This window comes from Candidatus Dormiibacterota bacterium (genome assembly GCA_035635555.1).
GTDB lineage: Bacteria > Acidobacteriota > Polarisedimenticolia > Gp22-AA2 > Gp22-AA2 > Gp22-AA3.
Map to the genome: position 1 here is coordinate 23,902 of DASQAT010000055.1, position 15,652 is coordinate 39,553.

A 15,652-nucleotide genomic window follows, 5' to 3' on the forward strand; every position below is an offset into this window, starting at 1 on the left:
TTAGTAGTATTTTCCCGCCATTGCCTCGGGGGGAACGCCCCCGATCCAAGACACGTATGCGTCTGCGCTTCTGCCCCCGATGCCCGAGACTCTTGGCCGACTGATCAACCAGCGGTACACCGTGGTGCGCCTCCTGGGCGAAGGGGGGATGGGATCGGTGTACCTGGTACGCGACACCTGCCAGGGAGGGCGCCAGGTCGCCCTGAAGCTCCTGCGCCCCGAGAATCTCAGCAGCGCCTCGATCGAGCTGTTCAAGGAGGAGTTCCGGTCGATGGCGCGCCTGCGCCATCCGAATCTCGCCGAAGTCTACGACTTCGGCAGCGTCGAGGGGGACGGCCGGCACTTCCTGACCATGGAGTTCGTGACGGGCGAGGATCTCGCCCGCCGGCCGCGCCCGGCGCTTGCGGGTCGCATCGACAGCCTGGCGGTGCAGTGCCTGCGGGCCCTCGACTACATCCACTCGCGCGGCCTTCTGCACAACGACATCAAGCCGCAGAACATCATGATCCACCCCCCGTTCCAGGCGAAGCTTCTCGACTTCGGCCTGGCGGGTGGCCAGGCGGAATCGGCCCGGCCCGGTCTCAGCGGAACGCTGCACTACATCGCTCCCGAGCGCTTCGGCGACACCTCCGTGGACGCGCGCTCCGACCTCTACTCCCTCGGGGTCGTGCTGTACGAGATCCTCACCGGCTCGCTCCCCCACCAGGGGAAAGACCCGGGCCAGGTCGTCGGGGCGATCCTGCGCGGGCAGGTGCGACCGCCGCGTCAGCTGGACCCCGAGATCCCGGAGCGTCTCGAGACGTTCGTGATGGCGCTCCTCGAACGCGAGCCGGCGGCCCGACCGGCGAGTGCCGCGGCGGCGCTCGATCTCCTGAACGCCGGGATGGCGGTCCCTCTGCACCTCGACACGCCGGAGACCTACGCCAGCTTCGTCACCTCGGGGCGGTTCATCGGACGCGACGCCGAGCTGAGCACTCTGATGGAGCTGGCGACCGAGCACGTGCTCGGCACCGGCCCGGGCGACCACGGTCCCCGGCTGGTGCTCCTGAGCGGCGCGAGCGGCATCGGCAAGAGCCGGCTCCTGCGCGAGCTCAAGCACCGTCTGCAGCTCGCGGGGATCGTCAACCTCACCGGCCGCTGCTACAAGGACGGCGGCGTCCCCTTCCAGCCGTTCGTCGAAGTGCTGCGCCAGCTGCCGCGCCCCGCGTCATTGCCCTCGGGCCTCGTCCCCGTCCTCGACCAGCTGCTGCCCGCCGAGCCGCAGACGGGCGCGGGAGCCCCGGCCGCCGTCGAGAAACTGGGCAAGGACGAGTTCATCCATGGCGTCGCCGAGGCGCTCGCCCACCTGGCGGCGGGCGTCCGCGGCGTCGTCTTCCTCGAGGACCTGCACTGGAGCGACGCGCCCGGTATCGACCTGCTCGAGCACCTGGTCCAGGCGCCCGGCCGCGCCCCCTGGCTGTTCGTCGGCAGCCTGCGGGACGAAGAGGCGCAGAGCGCCCCCGTCGGAGCGTTCGTGAACCGCTTCGCCGACGCGGCGCGCGTGCGGCAGATGCCGCTTCGCCCTCTCGACGCGGAGCAGGTCACCGACCTGATCGCGTCGATGGTCCCGTTCGAGGACCGCCCCCTGGAGCTGGCGCGCATCCTCGTCGATCGCACCTCCGGGAACCCGCTGTACCTCGAGGAGCTGATGAAGGCCCTGGCCGAGGACGGGACGCTGAGGCGCCACGGCCGCGCCTGGATCGCCGAGAGCCGCACCCTCGACGCCATCCGGCTGCCCCCGAGCCTGGCGAGTGTCGTCGTGCAGCGTCTCGCCGGCCTGGCCGAGGACGAGCGCCAGGTGGCGGAGGTGCTGGCCGTGTTCAACCGGCCCGTGCACCTCGACGTCCTCGCCCCCGCCGCGGGGCGGGAGCCGGCCAGGGTCGAGCAGGCGATCGAGGCGCTCGAACGGCTGCGTCTCGCGGTCGAGGAGACCGAATCCGGCGACAGGAAGATCATCGGCCTGGCGCACAGCCGCCTGCGCGAGGCGATCTACCAGGTCATCTCCGACGACCGCCGCCGCGCCCTGCACCGGGCCGTCGGCTCGGCGATCGAAGCGGCGAACGCCGCGTCGATCGACGGCGTCGTCGAGGAGCTGGCGCACCACTTCACGGCGGCAGGCGAGCGCGACCGCGCCGCCGACTACTGCCTGCGCGCCGCCGCCAAGGCGGACGTTCTGTTCTACCCGCTGCGCCAGACGGAGTACCTGGAGCAGGCCCTCGCGCTCCTCCCTGCGGAGGACAGCGCGCGTCGTCTGCCCGCGCTGGCCCAGTCGTCGTCCGCGAAGTCGTGCGATCTGTGGGACCACGAGGGCGGCCTGCGCGATGCCCGGTCTCTCTACGAAGAGGCGCGCCGGGCCAAAGACACCACCCACGAGGCGATAGCACTGCGGGAGATGGCCTGGAACCTGGGATTCCTCGGGCAGTACGCGGCAGCCCTGGAGCACGGCCGGCGCGCCCTGGCGCTGATCCGCTCGGTCGGCAACCGGCTGCACGAGATGTGGACCCTGAACACCCTCGGCACGCTGTGCGGCCGCCAGAGGGAAAACGCCGCGGCGGCCGAGTATTTCGACGACGCCCAGCGCATCGCCGAGGCGATCGGCGCCACCGCCCCCTACGTGACCATCTGCAACAACGCCGGCCTGAACTACCTGGGGATGGGAGAGCCGGCGAAGGCCCTGAAGATCGTCGAGGACTCGATCGAGATCGCCAAGAAGCACCGGCTCCCCCAGGCGCTGCACCGTTACCTGCCGTCGCTCGCGGTCGCGCGCTACGACAACGGCGACCTGCCGGGGGCGCTGCAAGCCACGCACGACGCCCTCGGCTGGGCGCGCGAGCACCTGACCCAGGAGATCCTCCACCAGAGCCTCGAGAACGTCGGGCTGTTCGAGGCGCAGGCGGGACGGTTCGACCGCGCCCTGAAAGCACTCGCGGAAGAGCGGACCCTGCGCTTCGCCGTCAACGATCGATCCGTCCTGCTGCCGATCTTCGACTTCACCGGGGCGATCCAGCGCGACCTCGGCCGGCTTGAGGAGGCCAAGGACCAGCACCGCCAGGGGATCGAGCTGGCGCGCCGGCTTGGCGACCGCGTGCAGGAAGGCTTCCTGCTCGCGGCCCTGGCGACCGATCTCCTGCAGGACGAGGCCGTGCAGGGGGCTGAGGATTCGGCGCGCGAGGCGCTCGCGATCGGCCGCGAGCTGGGACGACCCCGGATCGTGTGCGTCGCGCAGTGCGTCCTGGCGCGCGTGGCGGCCCGCCGCGACGATCACCGCGACCTGGCCACGGCCACGCGCGCCCTGACGCGTCTCGACGCCAGGCCGCTGCGCTATCACGATCGCCTTCTTCTCAACCTGACCCTCGGCCGCTGCGCCCTGGACGCCGGCCGGCCGGCCGACGCCGAGCGCGAGGCCCGCGCCGGCCTCGCGGCGGCGGAAAAGGCGGGGATGCGCGAGTTCGAGTGGCGGTTCAACGCGCTGATGGGTGATTCACTGACCGCGAAGAGTTTGCCCGGCGACGCGACCCGCTTCTATAATGCGGCGCGCGATCTAATCAGACAATCCGCTTCGGAGATCGAAGACACGGCCATGCGCAAAGACTACGAGAACGAAGAGACCCGGCAGACGGTGCTGTCCCGCGCGGACCAGATGCCCGGCATCCGCTCGGTGAGCGAGGCGCCGGCGGGGGCCGCCAAAGACGATCCGGTCAAGATGCTCACGACCATCTACCAGATCACCCAGATCATCAACTCGATCCTCGACCTGAAGGAGCTGCTCAACAAGGTCATGGACCTGGCGATCGACCTGGTCGGCGCCGAGCGCGGCCTGATCTTCCTGTACCGCAGCGAGACGGACGAGATGGAGATGGTGGTGGCCCGCAACATCGAGCGCCAGACGATCAAGGACGCCACCGAGTACAGCCGCAGCATCCTGAAGGAGGTCGGCCACGGCCGCTCGATCCTGTCGCACGACGCCGCGACCGACCAGCGCTTCAAGGAGTTCAGAAGCGTCACCATCTACAACATCCGCTCGCTTCTGTGCGTCCCGCTGAAGCTGAAGAGCCGGATGATCGGCACCGTGTACGTCGACACCCGCAAGCCCGGCGTCGTGTTCTCCCAGGGGGATCTCGAGTTCCTCGAGGCGTTCGCCAACCAGGCGGCGATCGCCATCGAGAACGCCCGGCTGTACGAGCAGGCACGGCAGGAGAACCAGTACCTGAAGCAGGCGGTGCAGGAGCGCTACGGCTTCGAGAACCTCATCGGCCGCAGCCAGAAGATGCGTGACGTCTTCACCCTTCTGACTCGCATCGCCCCGAGCAACCTGCCGGCGATGATCAGGGGCGAGAGCGGCACCGGCAAGGAGCTGGTCGCCCGCGCCATCCACCACAACAGCCCGCGCCGCGACCGCAAGTTCTTCACCGAGAACTGCGCCGCCCTCCCCGACACGCTGCTCGAGAGCGAGCTGTTCGGCCACGCCAAGGGGGCCTTCACAGGCGCCGACACGTCGCACCGCGGCCTGTTCGAGCTGGCCGACGGCGGGACGCTGTTTCTCGACGAAGTGGGCGACATGAGCATGCCGATGCAGAGCAAACTCCTGCGCGTCCTGCAGGACGGCGAGTTCCGCCCGGTCGGCTCGGAGACCGCGCGCCGCGTGGACGTGCGCGTCATCTCGGCCACCAGCCGCGACCTCGAGGCGATGATCAAGCAGAAGACGTTCCGCGAGGACCTCTACTTCCGCCTCAAGGTCATCACCGTGAAGCTGCCGCCCCTGCGCGAGCGCCGCGAGGACATCCCGCTGCTGGTCGATCACTTCCTCGCCAAGATCGCCGGCGAGAACAAGACCCCCAAGCTGCGCATCGATCGCGATCTGAACGCCCTGCTCAGCCGCTTCGAGTGGCCCGGCAACGTGCGCGAGCTGGAGAACGAGGTGTACCGCCTCGCCCTGTTCGCCACCGGCGACACGCTGACGGTGCAGGACGCGCAGAACGACGCCGAGTTCTTCGGCAAGGTCTCGCTCCCCGGCACGCGCGGTGTCGATACCGGCATCACCCGCGACGACATCCAGCGCGCCCTCAACCAGGCCAACGGCAACCGCGACGAGGCCGCAAAGATCCTCCACGTCAGCCGGGCCACATTCTTCCGAAAACTGAAACAGTTCCAGTTCGACCAGAAGCGTCCGCGCCTGGTGCGCCCTCCCCATTCGGCCTGAGCGACCTGGGGCAAGACCTCCCCGGATCTCAGGCTGAGTCGCTACCATCGGACTACCAGGTAAATTACCTAGACGAAGGCGATATTTGAGACTTTTGCATAATCCATGAGACTAGCGTGTATCAACATCATTGTTTTTCAGTCACTTGCTTGTCGTCTCAATTGTCAGCGACTTGAAATTAAGACTGAGACTGGCCGTAACTGACTGGTTATAATGGCCGTTGTAAGCACAGGTTCAGATCGATCGAACTGATTTCGTCTCAAGACTGTTGAGACTCACTTGTCGTCATGATTTCCGTTGAAGCTGTCGGCAAGTGTATTTATTTTCAATAACTTGATCCGATATGTCCAAGTACTCTTACAAGATTGGCATCACCGTTGCTCTAAGGATTGGCCGAGGGTATGGGGTAGTGAACAGGCAGTCAACGGAGCGGGGAGGATGGCTATGAAGAGGATGGCGAAGGTTCTCGTGGTTCTCGTGCTGGCACTGGCGCTCTGCCAGTCGGCGATGGCGGCCCCGACCCAGGGTGCCGCAATGGCGACGGCCAATTCGAACAATTCTGGCATGTTCGCGCACTTCCTCGGACTTCTCGGCGCGATCTGGGGCGAGCGTGGCGCCATCTGGGGCGACCACGGAGCCATCTGGGGCGGCCACGGGGCCATCTGGAGCAATGACGGGGGACACTGACGACACCCTCACCCCGACGGGTCCACACACTCAAATTAGGGAGACCCTGACCGGGTCTCCCTTTTTTTTGGCTTCTGCGTAGTCGCGGTTGACAAATAGTTTTCTGAAATACTACGTTTGCCACCCGTGGATTCCTACCCTCGCTTACTCACCTACACGATTCTTGCGAAGCTGAATGTCGGGTCTCACGCAACCGTCTACCGAGCAAAAGCCTCGTCCGGTGAAGTCTGCGCTTTGAAGGTGTACAGGTCTTCCAGGACGCCGGGGGATCGCTCGAACGTCGAGCCATCGTCACACTTCCTCCGGGAGTTGGAGGTGCTAGCGACAACATCACACCCCAACCTTGTCAAGCTCACAGACTTCGGCAAGACCCTGGACGATCGCTCCGACTTCCTCGCAACCGAGTGGGCTGACGGGGAGGACTTTGTCACCGCCTCAAAAAAGGTATCGAGACATCATTTCTATACAATGATCAATCAAGTCTGCGCCGGTCTCGATCATATTCATCGCAGGGGCTACGTTCATGGAGACCTGAATCCGAGTAACCTGCAAGTTACAACAAGTTCAGGGTCAACGGCATCTGACCTTACGATCACAATCATTGATTTTGGATATGCAATGAGGAACCACACGTCCGCACCTGATGGTGTTCTCGGCAGTCCCCATTACATTGCCCCCGAAATCATCGAAGGGAGGATATGCAGCTTTGCCGCGGACTTATATTCTTTCGGCGTGATTCTCTATCAATGCATAGCAGGCGTTTTGCCCTTCACAGGGACGGACATCGGATCTACTCTCAGGCAGCACGTTCAGCAACCCATTCCGCCTCTCACCGGCCACTCCTTACCAGAGCTACACCAGACTGTCTATCACCTATTGTCGAAGGACCCGTCTAGGCGACCTCAATCTGCGATGGACATCTTACGTCTGATGTCGACATCCTCTCCAGACATCCCCTATCGAATTCATACGACTCATAGTTGGCTTGGCTTGACAACGTCGGGGCCAACAATCGGCCGTGGTGAAGCCTACGAGAAAGCAATAACCTTCCTTGACAAAGCTCTTCAACCGCACTCAACGCCGCAGCAGCATTTAATAGTCGTGGCAGGCTGTCGCGGTATCGGAAAGACGCGTTGCCTTCGGGATATCGCAATTCTCGGACTCAAAGCCGGGTACAACATTTGCAGACTCAGGCAAGACCCCTCATCAAGAGACGACGTTCGTTTGGTGAATGTGATCAAGCGCGAAGACACACCTCAAGGCGACGCACCAACCTTGATAGTCAAGGACGACATCGACTTGGATCTTCTTTCCGCGCTGAGGCGCGAGAGTCCTCCACCCTACCCTCGCACAAGGCCTTCTCACGTTTACGTCCTAGCCGTAGACAGCTCCACGTATTCCCTTCGTGACATCCTCGCGACCGTCGCTCAACTTGGAGGTCTGTTGCTACAGCTAACCCCCCTCGGCTTGAGAGACACTGAGCTCCTAATTCAACAGACGCTGGGACTCACAACGGTTGCGCCGGATGTCCTTGACCTGTGCGGCAAGGAAACCGGAGGCAATCCTTGGCTCTTGTCCAGACTGTTAACGACACTTCTTGACAGCCAGAACCTCGTCATAAAGGGCGGCTCGCTATGTCTGGGAGAAGACTTCACTCAAGCCACCAACACAGATGTCATGTCAGAGTATTTGCAACCCGTATGTAGTTCCCTCATCGGCAGCAAGGGCGACCTTGCCTCGCTTCTCGCCGCGTCCGAGTGTCAACTGTCCTTGGAAGATCTAGCACAGCTCACTGATACCAACCCCTCGGAGATCCGCGAATCCTTCGAAGACCTCGTAGAGCAGGGTGTCTTGATTACCGATCCGGATGACGTATCGTTGGTACGTTTGGCAAACGGTGTTCTGGCAAAGGCTGTCCTTAGGTCACTTCCCCACTGTGAGAAGCGGGACCTCCACGGTCGCCTCGGCCGCTGGTACGTTGCTCATCCACAACTAGAAAGAAGTATGGAGCGGGCCGCTCAACATTTCTATGCGGCCGAAATGAAGGAGGAGGCCACGCAATACTCCCTCCTTGCTGCGCGGGCAGCGGAAGAGCACTGCGATCATCGAGTAGCGGGGATCCTTTATACGCGAGTGTTATCAATGGAGCCCGAGAACCGGGATATACGGACGCTGGCAACGCTCGGGCTAGCTCGCGTTGAGCACGCGCTCGGGGCTTCCCGAGAGGCCCTTGACCGCTTGAATGGTTTTTCGTTGGTAACCATCTTACCTACTGCCACCCTAATCGAGTTGGAGCTTCAGAGATGCAAGGCGGCGGATTTCCTCGGTGACTACTCACAGATGGAGAAGGCAGCGCAGTCTGCTTTCGATCTGTCTAATGTAGCCTCACTTCATCGAGAGTCAATTGAAGCAACCATCGCTCTCGGCCTTGCCCAATGCCGACTAGGGGATAGGCACAATGGGCTTTCCCGTCTCATTAGGGCCACCGTCAAGGCTCGCAGACATAACATGACCGACACGCTATCCACAACCCTTGGAGAAATCGCGGCCTGTCATTGGAAGAATGGAGAGTATCTGCGCGCGTTGAAATACCAGCGACGATCCGTTGCTCTTCGAGGTGGCCAGCGCCAGGACGTCAAAAGCGCTTTCGCTTCAAGTAGAGTCGGGATTATCTTGTCTGACCTTGGCATGTATTCCAAGGCAAGAAGCGTTCATACACATGGACGAGGAATTGCAGCCCAACTGGAGGACAGGATATTGGCTGGGATGACGTGGAATAACATCGGTGAGACCTACAGAGCACAGGGTCGGTGGAAGGCTGCCCTCAAATGTTACAGATCCGCGCTTGAGGTCATGTCAGAGTTGAGAGCTAGTAGCTGGTCTTTGCCTGTTAACTGCAACATTGCCGATGTCCTCATCAGATCCGGATACTACGCCGGGTCGCACGCGGAGCTGAGAAATCACCTTGCTTTATCTCGCCATCAATCTTCTGTTGATTTGACGTGTGATACCTTGAACGCTTGGGCGCTATTGCTATTAATGACTGGCCGTTCGGATCTCTCAGCTCGGATATCCCGTCGAGCATATGGCCTTGGTGAAAATGAACATTTGGATGCCCAAGCGTTTGAATCACAACTGCTGCATTCGCTATCTGTGAGCGCACTCGGGGACCACGACCGAGCGCGTGGATCATTGGCTGCGAGTGTAGCACGATTCCATGGACGCACCCCGTTCAGTGGGCAAATTGCCGCTCAACTGGCCGCCATTCAAATCGACATGGCACTCGGCTTTTCCCCCGAGGCGCTTGAGTACCGCATTGAGCCTGTCCTCAAGACTAGTCGCAAGAAAGGAATGGCGTGGCACACTACGTGGGCGCTGGTATTGCGAGCGCAGGGTCGGCTCGCTGCCGGACGCACTGAAGAAGCTGAGGCTGACCTGACGGAGGCCATCAAGATTTCGCAGCGAAACGCGGATCGGCCGAATGTGTGGAAGGCAAGCTACTGGCTCGGACGGGTGTTCGAGCAGCGGCTGCAATACGAGAGGGCGCTCGGGAGTTACCGGGTGGCCGCGTTAACAGTGAACGAGCTTGCTATGGATATCGAGGATGAGCGGTACCGCGAGCCGTTCCTCGGGCAGCCTGAGATCCGTGAGGTCCTCGCCAGGCACGAACGCCTGCGTAGCCAAGTTGGCAAGAGAGCGCGGCATGACATTGCCGCGATGAGTCGTAGCGAAAAGATCTCGCGCAGGATGCTGAATGCGCTCAACATCATAGGTCAGAAGCTAACCTCGATTCTCGATCTGAACGACTTGTTGGCGAGTCTGCTGGATCTCTCGATTGAGAACGTCCGGGCGGAAAGGGGCATGGTCTTCCTTCAGGACGAGGCGAGTGGAGAGCTGCAGCTGGCCTGCGCTCGCGGCATGGATCGGGAGAGTCTGGACGGTGTTGCTTCGTTCAGTCGCTCGGTCATCAAACAAGTCGCTGAAGGGCACACCCTCCTCAAGGTCGATGTCGGAACCGACCCAGCCCTGTCCGCATTCAAGAGTCTCGTGATTCACGAGATCAAGTCGATCTTGTGTGTTCCTATGCGAAACCTTGGCAAGACAGTGGGCGTCATCTATCTCGATACGCGCAAGGCGGCGCAAATGTTCACGGACAAGGAGAGGACCTTCGTGGAATCATTCGCGAGCCAGGCTGCGATCGCGATTGAGAACGCGCGACAGTTCGGAAACATGCGCGCCGAGAACGACAGACTCAGAAGAGATGTGAAGGGGAGAAATCGATTCGACAATCTGATCGGTGCTGCACCCGCAATGCACAAGCTCTGTGAGTCGATCTCCGGCGTGCTTTCCAGCGACTGCAATGTGCTCATCGTCGGAGAGAGCGGCACTGGGAAGGAGCTGGTCGCGAAGGCCATCCACTACAACGGCCCACGTCAAAAGGGGAAGTTCGTCGCGATTGATTGTGGAGCTCTCCCGGAACATCTACTCGAAGCCGAGCTGTTTGGATTTGTTCGGGGCGCATTTACGGGTGCCGAGAAGACCCGGGTGGGTCTAATTGAGGAGGCGAGCGGCGGTACGCTCTTCCTCGACGAGATCACGAACACCAGCTTGGCGCTACAGGCGAGACTCCTGCGGGTCTTGCAGGAACACGAGATTCGGCGAGTTGGGGAAAACACGCCACGGCAGGTCGATATCCGGGTGCTGGGTGCGACGAACGCCGATATTGGCGCCTTGATGAAGGACGGGAAGTTTCGGACCGACCTGTACTACCGACTGAACGTTGTTACCCTTGAAGTTCCGCCACTCCGCGAGCGCCGTGAAGACATACCGCTGCTGGTCGACAACTTCCTCAGGAAGCACGTTCGCGATTCTGGTAAACCGAGAAGTCTAAGGCCGGGGGTTGTGGAGGCGCTTTGTCGTTATGACTGGCCGGGAAACGTTCGTGAGCTGGAGAACGTCCTGGAGCGCCTCTTGGTCCTTACGCCAGGCGATGTCATTGTCGTGGACGATCTCCCTGGGATGATCCGCTCTGCGGCAGGGCTCACACCCACGAATGGCAATGGCGACGGTCACAAGACCGGGGAGCAAATCATGATCGAGGAGGCCCTGCGGCGCTTCGCGGGCGACAAGGCTAAGGCTGCGCGCTTCATCGGTTGGAACCGCCAGAAGCTCTACAGGAAGATGAAAGCGTTCGACATCCCCACCGATTACGGGCAGACCGTGTGATACTGTGTGACACTGCAGGCGGCCGATTTCCACAATGGGACACATCGACCGTCGCTGATTGAGTGACACTTGGTGTCACCCCGCCGATCCCTCGGCGCATCCGCAAGCAAGTAAAGGCCCTGCTCCCACTCAAGATAGTCATCGCACTCTCTGTCTTCACTGGTACCACAATTGCTTTGTTCAGCCCCACCACCGGCCGGGAAGCAAATTCATTTGGGCGCACAGGCACCGAATTGAGAGCCGTGTCCATGGCCGGGGAAATGAAGCAGAAGGAGAAAACGCTGGATGACAACTGATCCGCACAAGAGGTTGGACCTAGATGCCTGGCTTCAGGATCTTCGAAGGCTGGGTGGACAGGCGCGAACACTGAGTGAGCGGCACGAGTCACTGAAAAGCCTCATGGATCTCGCCGACCTGCGGATGCTCGAGGAAGCGACTAAGCGCATCATCGTCACGCTGAGCAGGAAGGCTCTTTATGGGCTTCCTCAGGCACGTGGCCCCGAGGGCGCAAGTCGCGCGGGCAGTCCCCGCCCGGTTGGGAGTCTCGAGTCGATCCTTACGCTGCCGAACAGCGGCACCACGATTGCTGATTACGGTTTGGCCTCCCATGAGGAAGAGGGGGGATCAAGGGGCCCAATCGTGGCGACGATCCTTGGTCAGGATGGCTCCGACGGCATCATCGGGTCGACCGAAAGCATGCGACGCGTTCATCATCTCATCACGAAGGCAGCTGCTTGCACTCTGCCAGTGCTGATCCAGGGAGAAAGTGGGACGGGAAAGGAGTTGGTGGCACGGGCCATCCACCAGAAATCGGGGCGCCAGACTCAACGATTCTTCTCAGAGAACTGTTCCGCGATCTCCGAGAGCCTGCTGGAGTCGGAGCTGTTCGGTCATGTCCGCGGAGCGTTCACGGGTGCCGATCGCGACCGCAAGGGGATCCTCGAGCTGGCGCACGGCGGCACTCTTTTCCTCGACGAAATCGGCGACATGAGTGTGAGAATGCAAAGCAAGCTTCTGCGCGCCTTGCAAGAACGGGAGGTCCGTCCGGTAGGTGGGAAGGAGACCATCCGCGTCGATGTCAGGATCGTTTCCGCGACTAACCGCAGTCTCCACGGTTTGATCAAAGAAGGGACGTTTCGCGAAGATCTTTTTTATCGCATCAACGTCATCACCGTCGACCTGTCACCTCTGCGCGATCGCAAAGAGGATATCCCGGCCCTGGTCGATCATTTTCTGGACCGCATTGCAGCGGAGACCGCCCTAGCACGTCGAGCGTTCTCCTGCGGCGCCCTCGAACTGTTGGGGGAGTACGATTGGCCCGGCAATATTCGGGAATTGGAAAACGTCGTGCAGCGGGCGGTTGCATTGAGCGAGAGCGACCGGATTGATGCTACCGAGCTCCCGGACCGCATCCGCCACGTGATGATCACCGAGGAATCGCGAGAGTACTCGGGCGCGGGCAAGGGCGGCGAGCAGCTCATGATCGAGAAAGCCCTCCACAATTCCGAGGGCGACAAGACGCAGGCAGCTCGCTTTATCGGCTGGTCACGTCCCAAACTCTATCGTCGCATGCGCCACTTCGGAATTCCGATCCAGTTTGGACGCCGGTCCCTGAAATCTCGGAGCTGAGAAGGGATGTGATTCCCGCGACGAAGGCGCCCATCCAGCGGACGGACGCCGCGGATCGTCAGTGCCCCCGCGGCAGCGGCAGCATCACCTTGACCTCGGTGCCGCGCCCGCTCGAGTCGATCGCGATCTCCCCGCCCAGCTGGCGGACGCGCTCGCGCATGCCGGCGATGCCGACACCCATCAGCGCCGGGTCGCGGGTGTTGCGGCCGACCGCCTTGCGCAGGCCCCGCCCTTCATCGCGGACCAGGAGCGTGACGCGTGACCGGCTCTTGGCGATGCGGATGCGGGCCCGGCGGCTGCCGGAATGACGGTGGATGTTGGCCAGGCTCTCCTGCACGATCCGGAACAACGTCGTCTCGACCACCTCGGGCAGCCGGCCGGCGCTCTGCGCCTTGGGCAGGGTGAGATCGACGCGGATGCCGCTGCGGTTGGCGAACCCCTCCGTGTACCAGCGCACGGCCGACCACAGGTCCCCTTCCTCGAGGGCGGGCGGGTGCAGCAGGTACGACAGGGTCCGCACCTCACGGCAGCACTGCTGCGTCAGCTCGATGCTGTCGCGCAGTTTCTTGCGGGCCACGGCGCTCAGGCTGCCCGCCGCCTTGCCGACCATGCTGAGGTTCATGCCCAGGGCCGCCAGGCTCTGCGCCGTGCTGTCGTGCAGCTCGCGGGCGATGCGGCGGCGCTCGACGTTCTGCGACTGCAGGAGCAGCCCTGAAACCTCGCGCAGCGCCTCTTCGGTCTTCTTGCGGGCGGTGATGTCCTGGGCGACGCCGTCGTAGTGCATCAGGCGTCCCTGCTCGTCCCGTACGGCGCGCAGGTTCATCAACAGCCAGATGGGCGTGCCGTCCTTGCGGCGCACCTGCGCTTCGACCCCCTGGATCGCCTCCTCCTTCTCCATCATGCGCTGCATCTCGGCGCGCAGTCCCTTGTCCACGTAGACCCGGCCGATGTCGGAGATGTGGGCGATCAGATCTTCGGGCGAGTCGTACCCCAGCATGCGGGCAAAGGCCGGGTTGGCGGCGAGGATGAGACCCTCCGGCGTGGTCCGCCCGATCCCCTCGACGGCGTTCTCGAAGATGCCTCGGTACTTCTCCTCGGCGAGGCGCAGCGCCTCGGCGGTCTGCTGGAGCTTGTGGTAGGCGAGGGCGTTCTGCACCGCGACCGAGGCGGCGCGCGACACGGCCGTCAGCTTCACTTCGTCCGAGTGGTCGAACTCCGACCCGTCCTTCTTGTTGTGGATCTGGATGAAGCCGAGGACCACCGAATGCGCGTCCAGGAGGGGCGTGCAGAGGGCCGTTCGGATCCCGAAGCGACGCTGCAGGTCGCGATCCATCTGCGCGTCGGTGACGGCGTCGTTGGTGACGTACGGCGCCTTGTGCTCCGCGACCCACCCGGGCAGGCCGCGCCCGGATGGCCACCGATACGGGAACGGGATGACGTCGGCCCGGGTGAAATATTTCAGACAGGTCATCCCCTCGGGTGTCATCAGGCCCGCGAAGCCCCCCTCTGCGTCGAGAAGCAGCAGCGTCTCTTGGACCAGCGCCTCCATCAAGGCGTCGACGTCGAGGGTCGAGTTGAGCTGCCTCGTGATCGCCAGGAGCGAGCGCACCGTGTCCTCGGTGCGCTTGCGCTCGGTGACGTCCCTCTCGACACCGGCGAACCTCACGATCTCCCCCGCGGCGTCGCGGATCGGGAAGGATCGGACCCAGATCCAGCGCACGGCGCCGTCGGGCCGGATGATCCGGAACTCCTCGTTCCACTCCGGGGCGTCCCCGCGGGGCCGCCAGTCGGTCAGCGAGCGGACGACGCGCTCGCGGTCGTCGGGGTGCACGTTGTCCAGCCACGAGCGCGGGCGGCCCTGGACCGCGTCCACCTTGACCCCCCAGATCCGCTCGAACGCCGCGTTCATGTAGATGATGTCGTTGGTCTCGGCGTCGCTGACGTAGAAGACGTCCTGGATCGCCTGGTTCATCTGCTGCATCAGCTCCTGGCTCTCGCGCAGGGCCTTCTCGGCCTCGCGGTGGGAGGTGATGTCCGTCATCGCGCCGAGCATGCGCACCGCCCTGCCGTCCGCGTCGTGCAGGACGTAGCCGCGGTCGCGCACGAGGGCGTAGGAGCCGTCGGCCCGCCGGAAGCGGTACTCCTCGTCGCAGAATTCCTCTCCGGTATCGATCGACCGCTGGGTCGCCGCGAGGATCGCGTCCCGCTCGTCGGGATGGATGCGCTCCTTCCACCAGTCGCCGCCGGGGCCGACGTCTTCGGGCGCGTAGCCGAACACCGTCGTGACCCCCTCGCTCCACCAGACCCTGTCGGCGACCAGATTCCAGTCCCACACCACGTCGTTGGTCGCGCGGCTGACGAGGTTGAAGCGCTCTTCGCTCTCCCGCAGGGCTCTCTCGGCCTTCGCCTGCGGGCTCAAGTCCCGGACCGCGGCGAGGCGGGCCGGACGGCCGTCCCATTCGATCCGGCTGGCGCTGACCTCCACCTCGATGACGCTGCCGTTCTTGCGCCGGTGGCGCCAGGTGCCGCTGCTGAGACGGCGCGGGGCGTCGTCCGGCGGGTGGATGTTCTCGAGGGTCAGCGCAAGGAATTCGTCACGCGAGTATCCGTACAGCGCGCTGGCCGCGGCGTTGATCTCCAGGAAGGCGGACGATTTCGAGTCGCAGATCCACATCGGGCAGGCGTTCTCTTCGAACAGGAGCCTGGAGGATTCCGCGGAGGAGCTCATCGGTTTCCGGCGCTGCGCAGTCACTGAGCCTCGCCCGGTCATCATGCATCCGCCCCGCCGACGGAGTCAATGCGAACGCGTGCGCCGCGGCCTCTCCGCGGGGGGCGGTCGGGTCGTTGCAGGGATGGACGCGCAGGACGCCG

At 63.1% G+C, this 15,652-nt stretch carries 5 protein-coding genes; 4 read left to right on the top strand and 1 reads right to left on the bottom strand.

What is annotated here, in order from left to right; all coding sequences use genetic code 11:
* Positions 1–79 precede the first annotated feature (79 nt).
* The 4 genes from VEW47_16445 to VEW47_16460 all read left to right on the top strand — a co-directional run bounded on the left by VEW47_16445 (position 80) and on the right by VEW47_16460 (position 12,781).
* The gene (locus VEW47_16445; GenBank protein ID HYS06771.1) at positions 80–5,239 is read left to right on the top strand and encodes a sigma 54-interacting transcriptional regulator; all 5,160 of its coding nucleotides are present in this window, start codon (positions 80–82) and stop codon (positions 5,237–5,239) included.
* A 444-nt stretch (positions 5,240–5,683) separates the two neighbouring features.
* The gene (locus VEW47_16450) at positions 5,684–5,926 is read left to right on the top strand and encodes a hypothetical protein (GenBank protein ID HYS06772.1); all 243 of its coding nucleotides are present in this window, start codon (positions 5,684–5,686) and stop codon (positions 5,924–5,926) included.
* Between the two features lie 126 nt (positions 5,927–6,052).
* Positions 6,053–11,152, top strand: a complete 5,100-nt coding sequence (locus tag VEW47_16455) for a sigma 54-interacting transcriptional regulator (protein ID HYS06773.1) — start codon at positions 6,053–6,055, stop codon at positions 11,150–11,152.
* 285 nt (positions 11,153–11,437) lie between these two features.
* Positions 11,438–12,781, top strand: coding sequence for a sigma-54 dependent transcriptional regulator (locus VEW47_16460; GenBank protein ID HYS06774.1), 1,344 nt, complete (start codon positions 11,438–11,440; stop codon positions 12,779–12,781).
* Positions 12,782–12,839: 58 nt separating this feature from the next.
* On the opposite strand, the gene VEW47_16465 is transcribed toward VEW47_16460, so the two are convergent.
* Entirely contained in the window at positions 12,840–15,509 is a 2,670-nt protein-coding gene (locus tag VEW47_16465) for a PAS domain S-box protein (protein HYS06775.1), read from the bottom strand.
* Positions 15,510–15,652: the final 143 nt, after the last annotated feature.